Source organism: Fictibacillus marinisediminis (assembly GCF_023149135.1).
Lineage (GTDB): Bacteria > Bacillota > Bacilli > Bacillales > Fictibacillaceae > Fictibacillus_C > Fictibacillus_C marinisediminis.
Genome location: NZ_JAIWJX010000002.1, coordinates 1,668,135 through 1,687,823, shown reverse-complemented (window position 1 = coordinate 1,687,823; position 19,689 = coordinate 1,668,135). Strand labels below are relative to the sequence as shown.

Below are 19,689 nucleotides of genomic sequence, written 5' to 3'. Positions count from 1 at the left end.
GTCTCCTGTTAATCGGTAACGAAGGCTTCTTTCACCCGTTTCCAGAATGGGAAAGGACGGAATCGGGCAAACCGGATCTTTTCTTCAGCTACCCGGCATTGTATCGATTTGACTTTCTTTTGCAGCAGAAACAAATGGTCGATGGTAATATGGAAATCCACATCGTTCACCGGTTTCAGCATGCATGTATGATGCTGAGGAAGCACCAGGGGTGAACCAATTGTACGGAATACACGGTTATTGATCGAAGCCATTTCCGAAAGCTGGATGGATGGAAGTGAAGGATGAATGATCGCTCCTCCAAGAGCCTTGTTATAAGCCGTACTTCCTGATGGTGTAGAAATACAGAGTCCATCCCCGCGGAACGTTTCAAACAGATCACCTTTAATTTCCACATCCATGACAAGAGAGCCCTCGCCGCTTTTGACTGTACATTCATTAAGGGCGAGATAGCTTTTTTCATCAACATCATCCAGATAGCGGACTGTCACTTCAAGAAGCGGATATTCTACAATCTGGTAGGGTGTTTTTGCTATATGGATTACGAGCTTTTCCACTTCATCCGGCACCCAATCGGCGAAAAAGCCTAAGTGTCCCGTGTGAATCCCGACAAACGCCGTCTGGTCAATCCGGTGAACATAATGATGGAAAGCGTGAAGCAATGTGCCATCCCCGCCAACAGTAATCACGATATCCGGCTCCGTCTCATTGTATTGCAGCTCAAATTCCTGCAGATAGGTCTTAATTTTTTGTTTCAGCGTATTTGACTTTTGGTCGCCTTTTGAAATAATGGCAAAATTCACGAATGGATCACCTTCTTTCGAAGAAATTATGTAGTCGGACTGGATCCTTTCCCATCATCCGTTCTTTCCGAAAATACGATTTGTGCCTCCTGAACCTCGCCTCTGATTTCAGCCATTTCTTCATCCAGACGGCTTGCGGCCTCCGCTGCCCGCTGCAGCCGCAGCTGAATATCTTTCGGGATCTGTCCCTGATATTTATAGTTTAAAGAATGCTCAATGGTTGCCCAAAAATTCATCGCCAGCGTACGGATTTGAACTTCTGCCAGCAAGGGCTTCTCCCCTTCCAAGGTCTGCACAGGGTAACGGATGACCAGATGATAGGATCTGTAGCCGCTTGGCTTTTTGTTCGTGATGTAATCCCGCTCTTCAACTATTTCAAAGTCTTTGCGGTTCCTGAGCATATCTGTCACTTTTTTAATATCATCCGTAAACTGGCACATGATGCGCAAACCGGCAATGTCCTGAATTTCTTCTTCTATTTTTTCAAACGGTATATTTTTTTGCCACGCCTTATTCAAAATAGAATTAATAGGCTTTACCCTTCCTGTTACGAATTCAATCGGTGATTGCTTCGTGGTCTTCTGAAATTGTTCCCTTATTCCTCTGAATTTTACTTTTAATTCATCTACTGCCTGTTTGTAGGGGGCGAGAAGGGTCTCCCAATCCATTGCCTCATCCACCTTCCTGTTATTACTTGCTATTCGCTGGAAACAATCGTTCTACAGCCTCTAGCATATTATCGCCATAATTGCTGTTGCCTTTTATGTTTTCGAGCAAATAAGACAGTTCAGAATGCAGAGCAGACAGCTCGAAGGAATGGTCTTCTTCAGCTGTTTTTAGTACAACGGGAAGTTCTTTAGAAAGGGCTTCATTCAATTGTCCCCAAAACTGCTCTGGCAGCGAAATATATACGAGGTCATCCTCTGTTTCCATGACATAGATGAATGAAAGCTGATCCGAATCAACAAGCATCCTGCTGCCGTCCTTCCATTCGGAAAAGCCTTCACCCTTCTCTATGCTCAGCGTTAGCTGTTCACCTGTTTCTGCTTGATTTATGTTATGTCTGATTGCCATGCTGTACCTCCTAAAAACAATTATTCTACTCTTTAGTTTAACACAATTATAGAGACAGTTTGTCATTTGAGAATCAAATAAGGCTGTGTCATAATGGGATTCGTGCAGTACTTATACGAAGGAGTGCTAAATATGGAGCAAGAAGTTGAAATAGAGTTTAAAAATATGCTCACCCCTGATGAATTCTTCCGGTTATCTAATGAACTTTCACTCAAGGAAGAGTCTTTTACCACACAGACGAACCATTATTTCGATACCCCCGATTTTTCACTTAAAAGTCACCGCTGTGCCCTGCGAATCCGCGAAAAAAACGGATCTTTTGTTTTAACCTTAAAGCAGCCTCATTCCGATGGACTGCTCGAAACGCATCAACAACTCAGCGAAGCAGAATACAGCTCTTACATGAATAACGAAAAGTTTGCGAAAGGCCATGTTTATTCCATCCTGACCGATTTAGGCGTTGATCCGAAAAGCATCGTTTATCTTGGAACACTGACAACGAAGCGAGCGGAAAGAAAAACCGGCGACGGCCTCCTTGTCCTCGATGAAAATCAATATCTTTCTGTTATCGATTACGAACTGGAATATGAAGCGAAAGAAAGAAAAAAAGGTGAACTTGAATTCAGCACTTTCCTAAAGCAATATGGAATACCTGAAAGAAAAACACTCAATAAAATACAACGTTTTTTTGAAGCTAAAAACAGCGAACTCTGATTGTTTAATTCTTCCTCATTTGATATGATTATACATATAGTTTGAGGAGAGAACAAAAATGAAAATTGATTCTATAAAAATGCTGATGGAGCTTCAGGCGCTTCAGCAGTTAAATATAAATGGGACAGCAGCTGCTCCTGTATCTTCACCTTTTGCCATGATTCTTCAGCAGTTGAGTGAAGCCGCGAGGTTAGATCAGCCTGGTGCAGAACCCGTAATACCAATGAAGACAGTTTCTGCATTGCCGGCTGTTCCGAATACCAAGCCTTCATTACAGCTAACGAACCCATCCGGAGCAAAAGATATCGATTCAATTCTTGAAAGAATCAGTGCTAAATATGATGTAAACCCCGGCCTGATCCGTTCGGTCATACAGCATGAATCAGGTTTTAACCCATTAAGCAAAAGCCCGGCAGGTGCCATGGGATTGATGCAGCTCATGCCTGAGACGGCAAAGGCGCTTGGTGTACAGAATCCCTATAACCCTGAAGATAATATCGAAGGCGGCGTAAAGTACATTAAACAGATGCTTGACCGCTATAACGGTGATGAAAAGCTTGCTCTCGCCGCTTATAATGCAGGCCCTGGCAATGTAGCTAAATATGGAGGCATCCCTCCTTTTCAAGAAACACAAAATTATGTAAATAAAGTGATGGAATCATACCAGAGCATGAATGCTTAACCGCCCTTATGAAAGGTGCGGTTTTTTTATGGGCTTTTCCGGGAATCCTATTGTTTGCTAATCCGGCTATACCCTTGCTACAATAAGTTTATCGCATCATCAAATGCGGAGTTCGAAAACAAACAAACTCTGAGGATTTTTTGAACGTGGTCAGCGGTCACCCAAATCCCAGTTATGAATCTGATTTTGTGAAAAATGCTTGAAGGAGTTTTCACCATGAATGAAATGGACATGACCCCATATGAACAACTGGGCGGAGAGGCTGTTCTAACAAAAATGGTCACGAATTTTTATCAACATGTCAAACAAAACGAGGATCTAGCGCCCCTTTTTCCTGATGATCTTACTGAAACTGCACGTAAACAGATTCAATTTCTTACTCAGTTTCTTGGCGGTCCCTCATTATACACGATGGAACATGGGCATCCTATGCTAAGAGCACGGCATATGCCTTTTCCGATTACAGAGCGCCATGCAAAAGCTTGGCTGCAGTGCATGGGGAAAGCAATGGATTCTGTATCCCTTGAAGGCCCCCTCAGGGATTTTATTATCAGCCGTCTAACCATGACTGCTTATCATATGGTAAATACGTCCGATGATAGCCATGGAAAGGAGAATAAATATTGACACCTTTTGAAGCCGAATATCCTTATGAAGCGAAGCACAAGGGTAACTTTACTGCTTCCAGCTGTCATAAGCCTTTGGAATTATACTCAGTCATTGACCCATTATGCCCCGAATGCTGGGCGCTGGAACCTATCTTAAAGAAATTGCAGGTTGAGTATGGACAATATTTCACATTAAGGCACATCATTGGCGGGAAATTGGACTCCTTAAATTCATTTCGAAGACGGAAAGGCCATCAGTCTGCTGAACGAATTGCAGACCGATGGGAAAAAACAGCAAATATGACCGGCATGAGCTGTGACGGTGATCTCTGGTTTGAAGATCCCATCCTTGCGCCCTACCTTGTATTCCTTGCTATTAAAGCAGCGGAACTTCAAGGCAAGCAGTCAGGAAACAAATTTTTGCGCAAGCTTAGAGAGCATTTATTTTTGCAGAAGCAAAACATTTCAAAAGAAGAAGTGCTTTTTGAAATCGCCAAAAATGTTGGCTTGGACGCTTATGAATTCATTAAAGATATGCATTCACAATCGGCTATAAAAGCCCTTCAATGCGATTGGAAATTTACAAATGAAATGGAAATCGACCAGATTCCTACCCTTATCATATTTAATGATAAAGCCGAAGAAGACGGAATAAAAATTGCCGGCAGCTACCAATATTCGATTTATGTTGAAATTATTGCCGAGATGCTTGGGTTTCATCCTGAACCCAAATCCCCTCCCCCTCTTGAAGAGTTCATGAAAATTTACCGGTTTGTCGCGACGAAAGAGCTTTCCGTCGTGTACAACTTGGCAGCCAATGAGATAGAAAAAGCCATGAAAAAGCTCGTTCTTCAACAGGTGGTAGAACGTGTTCCGGTAAAGTACGGTACATTCTGGAGATACAATTCATCACAAGTCGGTTGACTGACGAACCTTTCCCATATAGGTTCGTCTTTTTTGAATAGCGGCTTAACGGGGTGAATACAATGGAGACAAGGAGGGTCGCCATGTATTTGTTCTTATTCACGATGTCCCTATTGTTTATTGCCGGCTGCTTTTATTTTTTTCTCCTTTCATTGTTAAAAATGATTTCTCTTGCTTTATCCGTTCCCTTGCTATTTCTTTCCATCCTTCTTTTCATGTTATGTATCAATTACCGAAACAAATTGAAAAGACCCTTTCACAATTAAAGGAGCTCTTTACCGGTCTAACCGATAAAGAGCTCCTCTTGTTTTTATTTCTCAAATAACAAGTCTTCCATCTCATCCAGAATTTCTTCAAACACTTTTAATGCATCCTCAATCGGTTTAGACGTCGTCATATCAACTCCTGCTTTTTTCAGCACTTCAATTGGATAATCAGAGCTTCCGGCTTTTAAGAAGTCAATGTAACGGGAAACTGCACTTTCTCCTTCTTCCAGGATCTGTTTTGAAAGAGAGGCTGCCGCACTGAAGCCAGTAGCGTATTGATACACATAGAAATTGTAATAGAAATGTGGAATCCTTGACCATTCCAGGCCGATCTCTTTATCGATCACCACATTCTCACCAAAATATTTCAGATTTAGATCGTAATAAATCTTGGTGAGAAGTTCTGGTGTTAATGGCTCACCGTTTGCTGCCTTAACATGGATAGCTTGTTCAAATTCTGCAAACATGGTCTGACGGAATACCGTCCCCCTGAAGCCTTCCAAGTGGTGATTCAACAAGTAAAGCTTTTCCTGCTTATCTTTTGTTTTATTTAACATGTAGTGATTTAACAGCGCTTCATTACAGGTAGAAGCTACTTCAGCGACAAAGATGGAATAATCCGCATAAGGATATGGCTGATATTCTCTCGTATAATAGCTGTGAACCGAGTGCCCGATTTCATGTGTCAATGTAAACAGGTTATTAACATTGTCCTGCCAGTTCAGCAAGATATAAGGCATCGTCCCGTATGCTCCAGATGAATAGGCTCCGCTTCGTTTCCCTGCATTTTCATGTACATCAATCCAGCGCTTTTCCAAGCCCTCTTTCACGATACCCACATACTCGTCGCCCATCGGCTTCAAGCTTTCCAACACAAGGTTTTTCGCTTCCTTATAAGGAACCTCCATCTTCACATCCTGAACTAGCGGTGTATACAGATCGTACATATGAAGTTCATCTACATTCAGTGCCCGCTTACGGATGTCGACATAACGATGAAGCAGATGAAGATGGTCATTCACTGTTTTAACGAGATTTTCATACACTTCTTCAGGAATATTATTGCTGTCTAATGCCGCCTGCCTTGCAGATTCAAACTTTCTTGTCCTGGCAAAAAAGTTATCTTTTTTCACGGTACCTGCCAGCGTGCTTGCAAACGTATTTTTGAATTTATCATACGTTCCATAAACAGCTTTAAACGCATCTTCCCTTACACGTCGGTCGCTGCTTTCCAGAAACCGGATGTATCTGCCATGTGTAACCTCGACTTCATCTCCGTTCTCATCTTTGATTTCAGGAAATTTAAGGTCGGCATTGTTGAGCATTCCGAATGTGGTACTGGCACTTGCCGTCACTTCACTGACATCAGCCAGAAGAGCTTCTTCCTCTTTAGAAAGAACATGCGGCCGCTGGCGGTTGATTTCATCCAAGGCATGCTTGTATAAGGCAAGTTCTTTATACTCTTTAACATAGGTTTGAATGGTCTCCTCGGGCAACGACAGAATTTCCGGTACAGCAAATGATAAAGAACTGCTTACCTGAGTCGCTAGATTTGATGCCCGGTCATTCAATCCTTGGTAAAAAGAGTTTGTTGTATCTTGATCGTACCGCATATGGGCGTATGTATAGAGCTTCCCAAGCTTTTTTGTGAGCTCGTCCTGTTTTTGAAAGTAATGATAGAGCGTTTCTGCCGATTCGCCAAGTTTTCCTTGAAATTCCTTCAATTCAGGCAACAGGCCTTTCACTTCATTGAATTCTTCTTCCCACTTGTCATTTGTTGCGTAAACGGCTTCAAGATCCCATGTATCCTGCTGTAATAATTCTTCTCGTTTCGGAAGAGATTTTGATTTTGTTTGAGCCATGCAGCGGCACCTCCTGCTTAAATTTCGTACATACCTACATTTTACCAGAAAACAGAATATTCACACCATGTTTTACCCCTGACTCCATTAAAATAAAATCATTGGCTAATGCCTGATCCATCGTATTTGGGAAAACGGGGTCTCTGATCTTTACAAACTCTTTTTTTCCAACTCGTTTAATGATCCCATAATAGCAAAGCAGGTTAAGATAATGCATGACAGCAAATGAATAATGTACATCTGTAATAAGCGGCAGTTCCCGCAGAGTTATTATTTTCTTATGGATAAGCCATTTCATATGGTTAAATACGCTGGAGAACTGAAAGGATTCTCCAATCTGTACAGGAATGATGGAGTTCAGCAGCACATATGACTGCCATATAAATGAAGGTTCCTGAAGAGTATAAGCAAAAGGGACAGGCATCCCTGCTTCAGAAGGAAAGTAAGTAAGCGTTGAATGATTTTTAAGAAAGAGGATTTTCAGTTGGCGGTAGGTTTGATGGTTTTGTTTAAAGGCGTGGAGTCTCCATTGTTTTTTTGCGTTCAGCCAGGATTTAACTTGAAACAATGGGGAATCTCTTTTTGATGGTTGAAGATGATGAGGAGTTTGAAAGGAATATTCACATAGGGGATATGAATCAAGCTTTCCATACACTCTTGTTGATGTAACAGGAACAATGGAGGAGAGATGATACACTTTTGCTTCAACAGGACAGAAGTAATAAAGTGAGGGCAAGTGGTTAACAGAAGAAATTCGGGCGGTCAGCCAATCAAATGATGAGATCTGAAAAGTAGTGGAACTTAGTGTTTTAAGCCTTTTCTTACCGAGGATCCAAAAAGGGGTCATTCCCCTGCTGATGTAGCCTTTGGATCTTTCAATCAAAATGGGAGATGGAATAGCAGAGCATTGAAACTCTATGGGAATCTGGGGTGGTATCCATATATCGGGGCGCTGGAAGATATCCGGAAAGAATGGTTCCAGAAGTGCATTGGGAAATTCCTTAATGACATGTTCATACAAGAGCTTTTTGCCGAGCAGATGGTACATTGATTCTCCCCTTGATAAAGTACAATTGGTAACACCGGGAACGTGTGAAAAATGCCAGATCTTCTTGTTTCCCGCTTTAATCTGAACTTTTTCATTGCATTGGGGACAATAAAAACCGCTGCTTTTTTGAATAGACCTCAGTTCTTCTTTCGAGTAGCCGGTATGAAGACTGATTCTTTTACCTGTGCTCGTATGGGCAACAAGCATAGCATCACCTCTTTTTTCTTTTATTTTATGGTAAAGAAATCCCATTTTCAAGAAGATGGTTGATTTAGTGTGGAAATATTTTCATGTATGGCTATACTATATTTGTCAGACTATCAGTCGCTTAAATATGAACAAAGAAAGAGGGTATGATCATGTTTAAATCCGGAGAAACCGTAAACGTTAACGGGACGTATGCTGAAGCAGGCCATGGCGGCGGCAAAGTAAAAAGAGGACAGCGTGTGGAACTTCAAGAAGGTTCACCGTTTCCTGAACTAAAACCTTACACAATAGAAATTTCACACGGCGGCGAGACCAAAACCCGTAATCGGCAGCATCAATGGAAGCTAGTAAAGTAAAACAGGCGATCATCGTCTGTTTTTTTTCAATGAGCTGCATAGATATATTGTCCAGCTCCAGCTCTTGTTGGATTAAACAGGGAACTGGCTTTTTTCAAAATAAAAACACCGATTCCAAGTAATGAAATCGGTGCGTGCTTACAATGTAAAGTGAGCCGAAATGTCTTCAAGGGCCCGCTCAGCAATAATCTGTTTTCCGTACTCTTGAATTCGATGGATGGATGCATCAGAATCTGTGCCATATTCGAGCAGCTGAGATAATAAATCATCCTGCTCCCTATCCGTTGTTTCTGGATTGAACGTAACATACAAGTAATACTTATTATCAAAGTGATAAAGGGAATTTGCGAATAAAGAACTGTCAATGTTGTGGGATAACATGATCATATCTTCAAAATCACTGAAGATTAACAGAAATGACAAATAATCTTCGTCTGCAAGTTCAATATCTTCAGCTTCCTCTTGATCATCTGGCGTAAACTGCTGATCAAGCATCTTTTCGATATTTTTATCAACAGGAAGATCGATTTTTTCATCACCTAGAGGCAATTCAAGCTTGGTGCCGTCTTTTGACATCTGTGCTCTAGTTACAATAATCTCCAGTCCTTTATCCATGGCTTGCACCTGAATCCAAAGCGGACCCTCTAAAGGAAACTGTTCCTGCTGGTGGGCTTCGTCCATCATTTCCCAGAACAATTCTTCCCCCCGCTCACGGTCGGACCAGATTTCCTCACGATCAAAACCTCGGTCTTCGATATCTCTATACGTTATGAAAAATTTAATTGTAAATTCATTGACTCTTTCTATTTCCATTTCGTTCTCTCCCTTCTAACCGTATTGTAACCTATGAAGGGATAATTTCCCCTGGGTATGATGTATTGTCACTTTTCCCTAAAAAAAGAAAATTCAATCCAAAGCTGGCTCATTCTTGTACTTCTATTCTATGACAAAACATCGAAGTTGGAAATAAAAATGCTGACCATTTTTTTGCCCTTTTTTTTAGATTAATCGGGTTCTTTTAACGATTAAATGACTTTTCGGAAAAATAAATGGTCTTTATTTGAAAGAAGTTTTGTACATTTTAACATACATAGTCCCGTTTAGCACTTGAAAGGGGTTGGCATTCGTGGAAGCAGATTTCCTCATATCCCTCTTACAGATCATCGCCATTGATATTCTGCTTGGGGGAGATAATGCGATTGTAATCGCTCTGGCCAGCCGTAATTTGCCTGAGCATCAAAGAAATAAAGCGATTTTTATTGGGACAGGCCTCGCAATCATCGTCAGAATCATCTTAACCATTCTTGTGGTCTATCTGCTCAAGATTCCCCTTCTTTACCTGACAGGGGGAGTTCTGTTAATATACATCGCCTACCAGCTGCTGGTTCATGATGAAAACGGCAATAATATTAAACCAGGCATGTCGTTGATCAGCGCCATCCGAACCATTGTTGTAGCAGATATTGCAATGGGCCTTGATAATGTACTGGCTATTGCCGGTGCTTCACATGGATCGGTTCAGCTCGTCGTGATCGGTCTTATCATCTCTGTACCTATTATTATATGGGGAAGCAAGGCCATCCTTCATATGATGGAACGCTTTTCAATCCTGATTTATATCGGCGCTGGTATTCTTGCCTACACAGCGGCCGGTATGATCTGTTCGGAAAAAGAACTTCAGCCTTTGTTCCTGTCCAGCCCCCACATCAAATCCGCATTCAGCATCATTATCGTAATCGGAGTGATTGCTGCAGGCGTTCTTTCAAAATCGGGTAGGACCGGAAAACATTAAATGATTGATAAAAAAAGCTTCTACAGAACTTAATCTGTAGAAGCTTTTTTAATTAACCATACGCTGTGCTTCGAGCAATTGATACGTACGGACTTTTCTAGGTAAAAACCTTCTGATTTCATCTTCATTATAGCCTACCTGGAGTCGTTTTTCATCCATGATAATCGGCCGTCTTAAAAGCCCAGGGTTATCTGCGATAAGCTGATACAGATCCTGTAGAGGCATCGTCTCGACATTCAAGTTTAATTCCTGAAATGTTTTTGAACGGGTTGAAATAATTTCATCCGTTCCATCCTCAGTCATACGAAGGATTTGTTTTACTTCCTCGATGCTCAAAGGCTCGGAAAAAATATTTCTTTCTTGGTATGGAATGTCATTCTCTTTTAACCACGCTTTTGCCTTACGACAAGATGTACAACTCGGCGAAGTAAATAAAGTAACCATATGGATCTTCTCCTTCCCCATCCTACTGATTTAACCCCTACTTTAAAATAGTTATTAAATCATATTTTTTATTATACTACATTTTCTTTAAACAAGAAAGGTCTTCACAAAAATGTAATAAAACTTATACAACCCAACTAAAACAATGTGTTCCATCTATATAGACGTATTACCCCGAAAAAAGTTTCACAAAACATAAAAGAAATAGGATGAAAAAATTTTCATCCCGTAATCACTTTATGCAATTGATTTGAATTGAGATGCCGGCCCTTTTTTCGGACCCGTGGATAAGCCTTTTAAATTCTTTCTCAACATCTCTTTCAATAGTTCTCGCTTACTCTGTTTTTTCTTATCCTTGGCTTTCATGCAGATACCTCCTTGCCATAGAAATTACTCGGTTATGGCGTCTTTATCGTGCTGAAAGGTGAGCACATCCGCTACATCCTGATAAGCTTTACCGTACAATTCTTTATCTTTGTACGTGTGTATCTCATTATACGTCTTTTTCATGTTTTCATAAATACTTTCTTCACTTTCTCCTTTGGGAGCCCAATATAAAATCTCCATTTCATTCACTTGATCAGTAGCAAGTGACTTTCTTCTGTAACCAATCTTTGATGCATGCTTAAATCCTTCACGCCGATAGAACCGCTGCCGTTTTTCGGTATCTGTATCTTCATAGTCAATGGGTTCTACTTCAAGTATGATCGGTTTTTCTTTTTCTTTAAGCTTTTTCAGCAAAGTCTTTCCCAGCCCCTGGCCGCGTGATTCTTTAGACACGAACAAATAATCAATGAAAATAAAATCATCCAGTTCTACATACATCAGCACATGATGGGGGCCTTCATCTTTATGATAAATATCTCCTTTGTCTTCTAGTAGGAGTTCCATATGTTCTTGAGATTTCATTTCTTCAATTGGGAAATATTGATTTAATTTTTCGTACCAGTTCATTTTGTCCTGCCAGCTCCTAACTGAAATGATTTAGTTATAGAGAGAGTATAAAGAATTCGATTTAGTTTTCCCTCTTTCCAAAGGGATAAACATCTTATACAATAAAGAGGAAATGTATGCCTTTTCAATGGAGGGATTAGATGGTGATGTTTTTCCGTGATTTACTCCTGCTCGCTGTTTTTGTCATCGGATTGACTGCTTTTATGGGTATACTCGCACATTGGTTCTCACTTAAATTATTCGGCGGGAGATCTGTTTTTAAATTCGTAGACCACTCGAAATCTTTTCAATCCAATTGGAGTAACGTACTAAGAAGAAACCGGTAAACAACTTCCACTTTACGAGAAGTTGTTTTTTTGTGAAGATAAAAGAAGATCATACATACTAGAGGTGGAGATTCATGCATATTAATTTACGAACGTTTATTCAGCAGTTAAAAAAGGAAAATGAAATTATTGAAATAAAAGCCGAGGTTGATCCATACCTTGAAATCCCAGAAATTCACCGCAGGGTCATAGATGAACAAGGGCCAGCCCTGCTTTTTACGAATGTTAAAGGCAGTGATATCCCTGTTGTAACCAATCTATTCGGAACAATTCGCCGTGTAGATATGGCTTTCGGCCCTAAACCGGAAGCTCTCGTTAAGCAGCTCGTCGCATCAATTGATGACCTTCTCCCCCCTTCTGCTTCAAAACTGTGGGGAAAAAAAGGGATGATCAAAGACGTACTGAAAATTGGCACAAGAACTGTAAAACCGGCAAAAGCTCCTATCATGGAAACCTACACAGCTGACGTGAACATGAAGAAGCTTCCTGCTTTAACCGGCTGGCATATGGACAGCAACCCGTTTGTTACGCTCCCTCTTGTTTACACCGAACATCCTGATAAACACGAGCATAATCTTGGAATGTATAGAATCGAGATTAAAGAAGAAAAGAAAACCGGTATCCACTGGCAGATTCATAAAGGTGGCGGCTTCCACCACTATGCGGCTGAACAAAAAAACGAAGAGCTTCCAGTAACATTATTCCTTGGGGGGCCACCTTCCCTAATGATCAGCGCAATTGCTCCGCTCCCTGAAGCAGTTCCGGAGCTTATGTTTTCCTCTATGCTGATGGGAGACAAGCTAAACCTTACACATGCGCCGGGTTATTCCCACCCGCTGATCGCTGAAGCAGAGTTTGCATTTGGAGGAGTTGTTCCACCACATATCAGGGAACCCGAGGGGCCTTTTGGTGACCATTACGGCTATTATTCATGGGCACACGACTTCCCTGTATTCAATGTGAACCATATGTGGAAACGAAAAGACGCCATCTACCCCGCAACAGTGGTTGGAAAGCCAAGACAAGAAGACTACTTTATCGGTGAATATCTGCAGCGACTGATGAGCCCTCTGTTTCCAGTTGTCATGAATGGCGTTAAACAATTGTGGACCTATGCAGAGACAGGCTTTCACGCCCTTGCAGGTGCAGTTGTGCGAGAATCCTATTATAAGGAAGGGCTCGCACATGCTTTAAGAATCATGGGTGAGGGTCAGCTTACATTAACTAAATTTCTTATGGTAACCAATAAGGAAGTGGATCTTCAGGATTTCTCCCAGCTTCTCGAAGGGGTGTTAGAAAGATTCATGCCAGAGCGTGATCTGCTGATCCTGCATGATACATCCATGGATACCCTGGATTATACAGGACGAAAATTCAACACCGGCAGCAAAGCGATCATGACAGGGCTAGGAGAGCCCGTACGAGAACTAAAAAGAGTATATGAAGGTGGAACCATTCCAGGAATTCATGACGTCCAGGCATATTGCGGAGGCTGTTTATGTGTCTCTGGACCAACATTTGAAGAAGAACCCGAATTTGGTGAAAAACTGCTTCAAGCTGGCGAACAGCAGCTTAATAAATGGCAGCTGGTGTTTTTAGTGGACGATGCCTCCATCGCCTCATCTCAATCCCAATTTTTATGGACAGCCTTTACGCGTTTTGATCCAGCATATGATCTTTACGCCAAAAGTGAGGTTGTACGAAATAAAATTAAATACAGCGGACCAATCATTATCGATGCAAGAATGAAGCCTTTTTATCCCGAAACGGTTGAAACACGGCCAGATATTGACCAATTGGTTTCAAAGCGCTGGAAGGAATATTTTTAATAGAAAAAGGTCTGTTAGTTCATGTTGTTGTTTTGGTGGGGTGTGATTAAACCGACGCCTGAGCCAGAAGGGTATAAGCAAGCTTTTTCCAATCTGCTTTTTTGCGATTTAACAAAGTTAATGGAAAAGAAGGGCTCCCATGAGAGCCCTTTTTTTTGTTTTATTTTATTGATTAAGAGGCAAAACGGTGGTATAGTATATAACAATATACATTTTTAGCATCCCTCGTATCTTACCTGTTCGAGGAGTTTGCAGAAAGGAGAAAAATTGATGAGAAATGTGACATTAACCGATATATTTCTTCACCCATCTGCTCAGAAGTACTTGGACCGTTCTGGCCTTGTGCATGCGATCTCAACAGCATACCATGCGTTTTCCCTTGCTAAAGAGCATGGCGTCAACCCAGATCTCGCAACTAAAGCTGCACTTCTTCATGATGTCGGCCACTATACTTGGTATACAAACGGCCAATGGGATTACTCCCTTTATAAAGAAAATGACATTCATGCCATTAAAGGTGCTGAAAGGGCTCATAAATTGCTCATTGAGCTGGGAGAAGATCCAAGGAAAGCAAAAGAGATTGCGTTAGCCATTCTTTTGCACACTGATTCTTATCTGCCACAAGGACAGCTTCAGCTTCTGCCGCTACAGCGTGTAGTTGCGCTTGCCGACGAAGCAGATGAGGAGCCTGGCGGATTGCATCATTATCGAAAACTGGATAAAAGTACGGCACTAAACCGAATTAAAAATCTGGACCGATTGGTGGATGCTCATTATGAGACACAAAACCTAAAACACTCCGTATAGATCATATCCATACGGAGTGTTTTTATTTATATATTAATGAAAGATGAACCCGATCGCGTTCTGGCTTGCATACGTACCAATCGTACTGCCAAATCGGGTGAACGAGATCGATTTAAACGCAGAGAATGTAAACAGTTCTCCAAACTCCTTCATTACTTCTTCTTTGGAAGGAAGACTATGAATAATAAAAAGCTCTTTTTCAGGATGCTTTTGCTTCCATTCCTGCAGCAATTCTTTCAGTTTCATTAATCCTTTTTTCTTCCCTCTGTACTTTCCTACCGTTTCAACAATTCCGTCCTGTACGGAAAGAAGTGGTTTTATATTCAGAAGTTCAGCAATGGCTCCCTGAACAGCAGATATCCTGCCGCCCTTTTTCACATTTTCAAGCGTTTCCAATAGTACATAAGCCAAGACCGTTTCTTTTTTCTCATTGATGGATGCTACTATTTCTTCAGCACTCTTGCCTTGGTGAACAAGTTTTTCCGCTTCTTTTAGCAATACATGAATTCCTGCAGAAGCTGTTCCTGTATCGATAATATGCACTTTATGCTGGACGTCTTCATCTAGCATTCCTTTCGCGATTCCTGCACTTTGCACAGTACCGCTCAGGTTTGATGAAAGTCCTAGATAAATCAGCTCGTTTCCTTTTTCAAGCTCAGAATGAAAAGCATTATAGAAAGCCTGTGGAGATGGCTGGCTTGTCTTCGGAAGATTCTCCTCTCTTGCCATCCGCTCGTAAAATTCATCCATACTGATATCGACCCCATCAAAAAATGATCGTCTTTAAAAGTAATATTAAGCGGAACAATGACAAAAGGGACGGATAATGTATGATGATCTACACAGAAGTCGCTTGCACTATCCAGAATAAAAGTGATATTCATTCAATTACCTCGTTTCAAATAATCCTTATAACCCTCCTTAAACATAACATAAAACGACCTCCTGATATACAGGAGATCGCGTCATTTGTTACTGTTTACTTCCATTGTTCAATTCATTGTCATAAAGATGGCAAGCAACCCAGTGGCCTTCTCTTGCTTCCTGCCATTTAGGAACTGTACTTGCGCAAACATCTATGGCATGCGGGCAGCGTGTACGGAAACGGCATCCGCTTGGCGGGCTGATCGGGCTCGGAAGATCACCTTCCAGAATGATTCGCTCGCGGCTTCGTTCTACTTCAGGATCCGGAACAGGAATGGCTGAAAGAAGCGCTTGAGTATACGGATGCAGAGGCTCTTCATAAAGCACATCGCTTTCCGCAAGCTCTACAATGTTTCCAAGATACATAACACCCACACGGTCGGAAATATGTTTAACCATGGAAAGATCATGGGCGATGAATAAATACGTAAGTCCGCGTTCTTTTTGGAGTTTCATAAGCAGGTTTACAACCTGCGCCTGAATGGATACGTCCAACGCTGAGATCGGTTCGTCAGCGATGATAAAATCAGGATCCACTGCAAGGGCACGGGCAATACCGATACGCTGACGCTGTCCGCCTGAGAATTCATGCGGATAACGGCTCGCATGTGCACGGTTCAGACCCACCGTTTCTAGAAGCTCGTAAACACGCTCCATACGTTCCTTGTCGTTCTTTGCAAGACCGTGGATATCTATTCCCTCGGCAATAATATCTTTGATCGTCATCCTTGGATTTAAGGATGCATATGGATCTTGGAAGATCATTTGCATCTTGCGGTTAAAGGATTTCAATTCTTTACGGGACTTTTTGCCGTGAACATCCACACCTTCATAAGCGACATTGCCGTCTGTAGCATCGTACAGACGAATAATCGTTCTTCCAGTCGTAGATTTTCCGCAGCCGGATTCTCCTACAAGTCCGAGTGTTTCACCTTTATATATATCAAAGCTAACATCGTCAACTGCTTTTAACACAGCATTCTTGCCAACTTTAAAATGCTTTTTCAGGTTCTTGACTTCTAATAATTTCTCTCTTTCTACAACTGCCATTAACGGGCACCTCCTACTAATGCAGCTTCAGGCGGTTCTACCTTAGGCGCACGCTCATCCAGCAGCCAGCAAGCCGCTTTATGAGTTGAAGAAACGTCTGACGCATCCGGCATATGGTCCACACAAACCTGCATCGCATAAGGGCAGCGTGCAGCAAACGGGCAGCCTTTTGGCGGATTAAGCAAGTTTGGAGGCGTACCAGGAATCGCCAGCAATTCTTTGTCGTTCGTGTTTAACTTTGGCATGGAGGATAGTAATCCCCAAGTGTAAGGATGTTTAGGATTGTAGAACACTTCATCCGTTGTTCCTGTTTCTACAATCGTTCCACCGTACATTACCGCGACCCTTTGTGAAAGATTGGCTACTACACCAAGATCATGGGTAATCAGAATAATAGCTGTTCCTGTCTTTTGCTGCAGATCTCTCATTAAATCAAGAATCTGTGCCTGAATCGTAACATCAAGTGCCGTTGTTGGTTCGTCGGCGATTAATACCTTCGGGTTACACGCGAGTGCGATGGCGATGACCACACGCTGTCTCATCCCACCTGAGAATTGGTGAGGGTATTCTTTAATGCGGATTTCCGGGTTTGGAATCCCTACAAGCTTTAAAAGATTGATTGCTCTTTCTTTCGCTTCGCTCTTAGACAAGTTCTGATGCTTGCGAAGACCTTCCATGATTTGCTTCCCGACTGTCATCGTCGGGTTGAGGGAAGTCATCGGATCCTGGAAGATCATAGAAATCTCAGAACCACGAATTTTCTCCATCTCGCGGTTGGAGAGCTTCACTAGATCTTTTCCTTCAAATAAGATTTGGCCTTCCTTAATCTCACTCGTTTTTTCAGGCAATAATCGCATGATTGCTTTCGAAGTAACAGATTTACCTGATCCGGATTCTCCTACAATCGCAAGGGACTCACCCTTTTCAAGATGAAGACTGACCCCGCGAACCGCTTTTACTTCTCCTGCAAACGTATGAAAGGAGACATTAAGATTGTTAAGTTCTAATATATTTTTCATATTTTCTCCCCCTATTTACGCATCTTAGGATCCAGAGCATCACGTAACCCGTCACCTAATAGGTTAAAGCTGATCATGATCAACGAGATGATGACAGCCGGGTACATTACAAGGTGAGGATAGATCTGTAATGATTTAAATCCTTCGTTTACTAGTGATCCTAGAGAAGCTGTTGGAGGTGCAATTCCAAGCCCGATAAAGCTTAGGAATGCTTCAAAGAAAATAGCGCTAGGAATGGTAAACATGGATGTAATGATGATGGCACCCAAAATATTCGGGAACATGTGCTTTGTCAAAATACGGGAACTTGTTGCCCCCAATGATTGTGATGCCATTACAAATTCCTGGTTTTTCAACTTTAAGATCTGTCCGCGCACGATACGGGCCATTGTAGTCCAGCCTGTAATAACCAATGCCACTGTGATGGATAAAATCCCTGGATCAAGAATAAGAATGAACAGGATAATGACGATTAAGTTAGGAATACCTACTACGATTTCAATAATCCTTTGCATAATATTATCCGTTCGTCCGCCAAAGAAACCTGAAATGGCTCCATAAGCGACTCCAATTATCATATCAATGGCTGCAGCTAAGAATGCGATGTAAAGAGAAATCTGCGTCCCTTTCCATATTCTTACGAACTGATCCCGGCCAAGTGAGTCCGTTCCAAACCAATAGTAATTTTTTGTCTGGTTTTTCATTTTATATTGATCGACGCCTCGGATGTCCACGCCATCAACACCCAGGAAGCTTACCTTTTCAAGTAAAGGAATACGCGGCGGCAAATTGGTTCTGCTTGTGTCTTGATCATCAAAACCATTATGACTCATTATTGGACCTATAAAGGCAAAAAGGAGAATAGCTACGATGATGATAATCCCAGCAACAGCTCCCTTGTTTTCAAACAAACGCCTTCTGGCATCCTGCCAAAAGGAAGTGCTCTCTTTCGTTATTTTTTCAGAAGCTTCCGCAGAGATCACCGCAGGCTGGAACAAATCATTGTTAAGTTGTTTTTCACGCATGCTCATTATTCCTTGCCTCCTGCAACCCTGATTCTCGGGTCAATAATTCCGTACAAAATGTCAACAATTAAAATGACTACAATAAAACATACACTGTAAAAAATGGTAGTTGCCATAATTACTGGATAATCATTAAGTGTGATCGAGCCTACGAATTGGTATCCCAGGCCAGGCACTGCAAAAATTCGTTCGATGATCAGCGTACCAGTGATCAGGTTGATGGCAAGAGGCCCTAAAATCGTTACTACCGGGATCATTGCATTTCTAATCGTATGTTTCCAAATGACAACAATACTTTTTAAACCTTTGGATTTAGCAGTTGTAATATAATCTTGTCCCAACACTTCTAGCATTTCCGTTCTCATGAACCTCGCAACTGTTGCTATTACAAAAACCGATAACGAAAGTGCTGGCAGAACATGATATTTCGGACCATCCCAAAGGGCTACAGGCAGCCAATCTAGCTTAACTCCCACGTAATATTGAAGAACACCAGCAAATACAAATGAAGGAATGGATATACCTAATACAGCAAATAATGAAGAAACGTAATCAATCGCCGAATTTTGCTTTAATGCAGCGGCAATTCCTAAGATCAATCCGATAATCGTTCCAAAAATAGTTGCTTCAACACCCAGAACAGCAGAAGGCCCAATTCTCTCTGTAATCATAGTGGATACAGGCCGGTTGTCATACTGGAAGGAAACACCCGCGTCCCCTTTTACGAGATTGCTCATATAGTTAAAGTACTGTACAGGAATCGGATCATTCAGCCCGTACTTTTCATTCAAGATAACTTTTTGCTCTGCTGTCAATTTTTCCTCGTTGTTAAACGGAGAACCTGGCAGCAGCTTCATTAAGAAAAACGTAAATGAAGAAATAATAAATAGTGTGATCAACATGTAAACCATGCGTTTGAGTACAAAACGAACCACTATTGCACCTCCTAATAATAAACCCCAGCTATATACCTAT

Annotated in this window: 22 protein-coding genes and 1 pseudogene; 9 read left to right on the top strand and 14 right to left on the bottom strand. The window is 41.6% G+C overall.

Features of this window, described 5'->3' with window-relative positions; translation table 11 throughout:
- Positions 1-8: 8 nt before the first annotated feature.
- Genes LCY76_RS09135 through LCY76_RS09125 form a run of 3 tightly spaced genes read right to left on the bottom strand, consistent with a single transcriptional unit; the run spans position 9 to position 1,877 of the window.
- Positions 9-803 carry an NAD kinase gene (locus tag LCY76_RS09135; protein ID WP_053354743.1) on the bottom strand — a complete coding sequence of 265 codons (795 nt, stop codon included), beginning with the start codon at positions 801-803 and terminating at the stop codon, positions 9-11.
- 26 nt (positions 804-829) lie between these two features.
- On the bottom strand, positions 830-1,471 hold the full coding sequence (gene yjbM / locus LCY76_RS09130) for a GTP diphosphokinase (RefSeq protein WP_248252382.1): 642 nt from the start codon (positions 1,469-1,471) through the stop codon (positions 830-832).
- Between the two features lie 22 nt (positions 1,472-1,493).
- Positions 1,494-1,877, bottom strand: coding sequence for a UPF0738 family protein (locus LCY76_RS09125; protein ID WP_248252381.1), 384 nt, complete (start codon positions 1,875-1,877; stop codon positions 1,494-1,496).
- A gap of 132 nt (positions 1,878-2,009) precedes the next feature.
- Here LCY76_RS09125 and LCY76_RS09120 point away from each other — a divergent pair, with 132 nt between their 5' ends.
- The 4 genes from LCY76_RS09120 to LCY76_RS09105 all read left to right on the top strand — a co-directional run bounded on the left by LCY76_RS09120 (position 2,010) and on the right by LCY76_RS09105 (position 4,805).
- Complete coding sequence (locus LCY76_RS09120; protein ID WP_248252380.1) at positions 2,010-2,591, top strand: CYTH domain-containing protein; 582 nt, start codon at positions 2,010-2,012, stop codon at positions 2,589-2,591.
- A gap of 58 nt (positions 2,592-2,649) precedes the next feature.
- Positions 2,650-3,273, top strand: coding sequence for a lytic transglycosylase domain-containing protein (locus LCY76_RS09115; RefSeq protein WP_248252379.1), 624 nt, complete (start codon positions 2,650-2,652; stop codon positions 3,271-3,273).
- 216 nt (positions 3,274-3,489) lie between these two features.
- On the top strand, positions 3,490-3,900 hold the full coding sequence (locus tag LCY76_RS09110) for a globin domain-containing protein (protein ID WP_272885589.1): 411 nt from the start codon (positions 3,490-3,492) through the stop codon (positions 3,898-3,900).
- Positions 3,897-4,805 carry a ClpXP adapter SpxH family protein gene (locus tag LCY76_RS09105; protein ID WP_419714936.1) on the top strand — a complete coding sequence of 303 codons (909 nt, stop codon included), beginning with the start codon at positions 3,897-3,899 and terminating at the stop codon, positions 4,803-4,805. The genes LCY76_RS09110 and LCY76_RS09105 overlap by 4 nt, the downstream gene beginning before the upstream one ends.
- A gap of 310 nt (positions 4,806-5,115) precedes the next feature.
- Here LCY76_RS09105 and pepF read toward each other — a convergent pair whose 3' ends face one another.
- Positions 5,116-6,933: an oligoendopeptidase F gene (gene pepF / locus LCY76_RS09100; RefSeq protein ID WP_248252378.1), complete on the bottom strand. Its 1,818-nt coding sequence runs from the start codon at positions 6,931-6,933 to the stop codon at positions 5,116-5,118.
- Between the two features lie 34 nt (positions 6,934-6,967).
- Positions 6,968-8,188, bottom strand: coding sequence for a competence protein CoiA (locus LCY76_RS09095; RefSeq protein WP_248252377.1), 1,221 nt, complete (start codon positions 8,186-8,188; stop codon positions 6,968-6,970).
- Positions 8,189-8,340: 152 nt separating this feature from the next.
- On the opposite strand from LCY76_RS09095, the gene LCY76_RS09090 reads away from it, so the two are divergent.
- The gene (locus tag LCY76_RS09090; RefSeq protein WP_248252376.1) at positions 8,341-8,544 is read left to right on the top strand and encodes a YjzC family protein; all 204 of its coding nucleotides are present in this window, start codon (positions 8,341-8,343) and stop codon (positions 8,542-8,544) included.
- A gap of 138 nt (positions 8,545-8,682) precedes the next feature.
- Here LCY76_RS09090 and mecA read toward each other — a convergent pair whose 3' ends face one another.
- Entirely contained in the window at positions 8,683-9,357 is a 675-nt protein-coding gene (gene mecA, locus LCY76_RS09085; protein WP_248252375.1) for an adaptor protein MecA, read from the bottom strand.
- 313 nt (positions 9,358-9,670) lie between these two features.
- Between mecA and LCY76_RS09080 the strand changes: the two genes are divergently transcribed.
- Complete coding sequence (locus LCY76_RS09080) at positions 9,671-10,336, top strand: TerC family protein (protein WP_248252374.1); 666 nt, start codon at positions 9,671-9,673, stop codon at positions 10,334-10,336.
- 48 nt (positions 10,337-10,384) lie between these two features.
- Here the strand turns inward: LCY76_RS09080 and spxA are convergent, their stop codons facing one another.
- The 3 genes from spxA to LCY76_RS09070 form a co-directional block, all read right to left on the bottom strand.
- A complete protein-coding gene (spxA, locus tag LCY76_RS09075) occupies positions 10,385-10,780 on the bottom strand; it encodes a transcriptional regulator SpxA (RefSeq protein WP_007203028.1) in 396 nt (131 codons plus the stop codon).
- Positions 10,781-11,017: 237 nt separating this feature from the next.
- Positions 11,018-11,146 (bottom strand): hypothetical protein, encoded by a 129-nt coding sequence (locus LCY76_RS23830; RefSeq protein WP_255357533.1) that lies wholly within the window; start codon positions 11,144-11,146, stop codon positions 11,018-11,020.
- A 24-nt stretch (positions 11,147-11,170) separates the two neighbouring features.
- Complete coding sequence (locus LCY76_RS09070; RefSeq protein ID WP_248252373.1) at positions 11,171-11,734, bottom strand: GNAT family N-acetyltransferase; 564 nt, start codon at positions 11,732-11,734, stop codon at positions 11,171-11,173.
- 140 nt (positions 11,735-11,874) lie between these two features.
- Between LCY76_RS09070 and LCY76_RS09065 the strand changes: the two genes are divergently transcribed.
- The 3 genes from LCY76_RS09065 to LCY76_RS09055 all read left to right on the top strand — a co-directional run bounded on the left by LCY76_RS09065 (position 11,875) and on the right by LCY76_RS09055 (position 14,696).
- Positions 11,875-12,060, top strand: a complete 186-nt coding sequence (locus LCY76_RS09065; RefSeq protein ID WP_248252372.1) for a hypothetical protein — start codon at positions 11,875-11,877, stop codon at positions 12,058-12,060.
- A 74-nt stretch (positions 12,061-12,134) separates the two neighbouring features.
- Positions 12,135-13,889 (top strand): UbiD family decarboxylase, encoded by a 1,755-nt coding sequence (locus tag LCY76_RS09060; RefSeq protein WP_248252371.1) that lies wholly within the window; start codon positions 12,135-12,137, stop codon positions 13,887-13,889.
- 270 nt (positions 13,890-14,159) lie between these two features.
- Positions 14,160-14,696 carry an HD domain-containing protein gene (locus LCY76_RS09055; protein WP_248252370.1) on the top strand — a complete coding sequence of 179 codons (537 nt, stop codon included), beginning with the start codon at positions 14,160-14,162 and terminating at the stop codon, positions 14,694-14,696.
- Between the two features lie 33 nt (positions 14,697-14,729).
- On the opposite strand, the pseudogene LCY76_RS09050 reads toward LCY76_RS09055, so the two are convergent.
- The 5 genes and pseudogenes from LCY76_RS09050 to opp3b form a co-directional block, all read right to left on the bottom strand.
- Positions 14,730-15,464: pseudogene (locus LCY76_RS09050) on the bottom strand (DegV family protein); the annotation flags it as partial.
- Positions 15,465-15,668: 204 nt separating this feature from the next.
- Complete coding sequence (locus LCY76_RS09045) at positions 15,669-16,670, bottom strand: ABC transporter ATP-binding protein (RefSeq protein ID WP_248252368.1); 1,002 nt, start codon at positions 16,668-16,670, stop codon at positions 15,669-15,671.
- Positions 16,670-17,689, bottom strand: a complete 1,020-nt coding sequence (locus LCY76_RS09040; RefSeq protein WP_248252367.1) for an ABC transporter ATP-binding protein — start codon at positions 17,687-17,689, stop codon at positions 16,670-16,672. The genes LCY76_RS09045 and LCY76_RS09040 overlap by 1 nt, the downstream gene beginning before the upstream one ends.
- A gap of 11 nt (positions 17,690-17,700) precedes the next feature.
- Complete coding sequence (gene opp3C, locus LCY76_RS09035; RefSeq protein ID WP_248254636.1) at positions 17,701-18,714, bottom strand: oligopeptide ABC transporter permease; 1,014 nt, start codon at positions 18,712-18,714, stop codon at positions 17,701-17,703.
- Between the two features lie 5 nt (positions 18,715-18,719).
- Positions 18,720-19,649: an oligopeptide ABC transporter permease gene (gene opp3b, locus LCY76_RS09030; protein WP_248252366.1), complete on the bottom strand. Its 930-nt coding sequence runs from the start codon at positions 19,647-19,649 to the stop codon at positions 18,720-18,722.
- Positions 19,650-19,689 lie beyond the last annotated feature (40 nt).

Bases quoted from the DNA above. Each gene is read 5' to 3' on its own strand.
- LCY76_RS09095 (WP_248252377.1), bottom strand. From the start codon at position 8,188: ATGCTTGTTGCCCATACGAGCACAGGTAAAAGAATCAGTCTTCATACC.
- LCY76_RS09040 (WP_248252367.1), bottom strand. From the start codon at position 17,689: ATGAAAAATATATTAGAACTTAACAATCTTAATGTCTCCTTTCATACG.
- LCY76_RS09055 (WP_248252370.1), top strand. From the start codon at position 14,160: ATGAGAAATGTGACATTAACCGATATATTTCTTCACCCATCTGCTCAG.
- pepF (WP_248252378.1), bottom strand. From the start codon at position 6,933: ATGGCTCAAACAAAATCAAAATCTCTTCCGAAACGAGAAGAATTATTA.
- mecA (WP_248252375.1), bottom strand. From the start codon at position 9,357: ATGGAAATAGAAAGAGTCAATGAATTTACAATTAAATTTTTCATAACG.
- opp3C (WP_248254636.1), bottom strand. From the start codon at position 18,714: ATGCGTGAAAAACAACTTAACAATGATTTGTTCCAGCCTGCGGTGATC.
- yjbM (WP_248252382.1), bottom strand. From the start codon at position 1,471: ATGGATTGGGAGACCCTTCTCGCCCCCTACAAACAGGCAGTAGATGAA.
- LCY76_RS23830 (WP_255357533.1), bottom strand. From the start codon at position 11,146: ATGAAAGCCAAGGATAAGAAAAAACAGAGTAAGCGAGAACTATTGAAA.
- LCY76_RS09090 (WP_248252376.1), top strand. From the start codon at position 8,341: ATGTTTAAATCCGGAGAAACCGTAAACGTTAACGGGACGTATGCTGAA.
- LCY76_RS09115 (WP_248252379.1), top strand. From the start codon at position 2,650: ATGAAAATTGATTCTATAAAAATGCTGATGGAGCTTCAGGCGCTTCAG.
- LCY76_RS09065 (WP_248252372.1), top strand. From the start codon at position 11,875: ATGGTGATGTTTTTCCGTGATTTACTCCTGCTCGCTGTTTTTGTCATC.
- LCY76_RS09070 (WP_248252373.1), bottom strand. From the start codon at position 11,734: ATGAACTGGTACGAAAAATTAAATCAATATTTCCCAATTGAAGAAATG.
- LCY76_RS09125 (WP_248252381.1), bottom strand. From the start codon at position 1,877: ATGGCAATCAGACATAACATAAATCAAGCAGAAACAGGTGAACAGCTA.
- LCY76_RS09120 (WP_248252380.1), top strand. From the start codon at position 2,010: ATGGAGCAAGAAGTTGAAATAGAGTTTAAAAATATGCTCACCCCTGAT.
- spxA (WP_007203028.1), bottom strand. From the start codon at position 10,780: ATGGTTACTTTATTTACTTCGCCGAGTTGTACATCTTGTCGTAAGGCA.
- LCY76_RS09110 (WP_272885589.1), top strand. From the start codon at position 3,490: ATGAATGAAATGGACATGACCCCATATGAACAACTGGGCGGAGAGGCT.
- LCY76_RS09045 (WP_248252368.1), bottom strand. From the start codon at position 16,670: ATGGCAGTTGTAGAAAGAGAGAAATTATTAGAAGTCAAGAACCTGAAA.
- LCY76_RS09060 (WP_248252371.1), top strand. From the start codon at position 12,135: ATGCATATTAATTTACGAACGTTTATTCAGCAGTTAAAAAAGGAAAAT.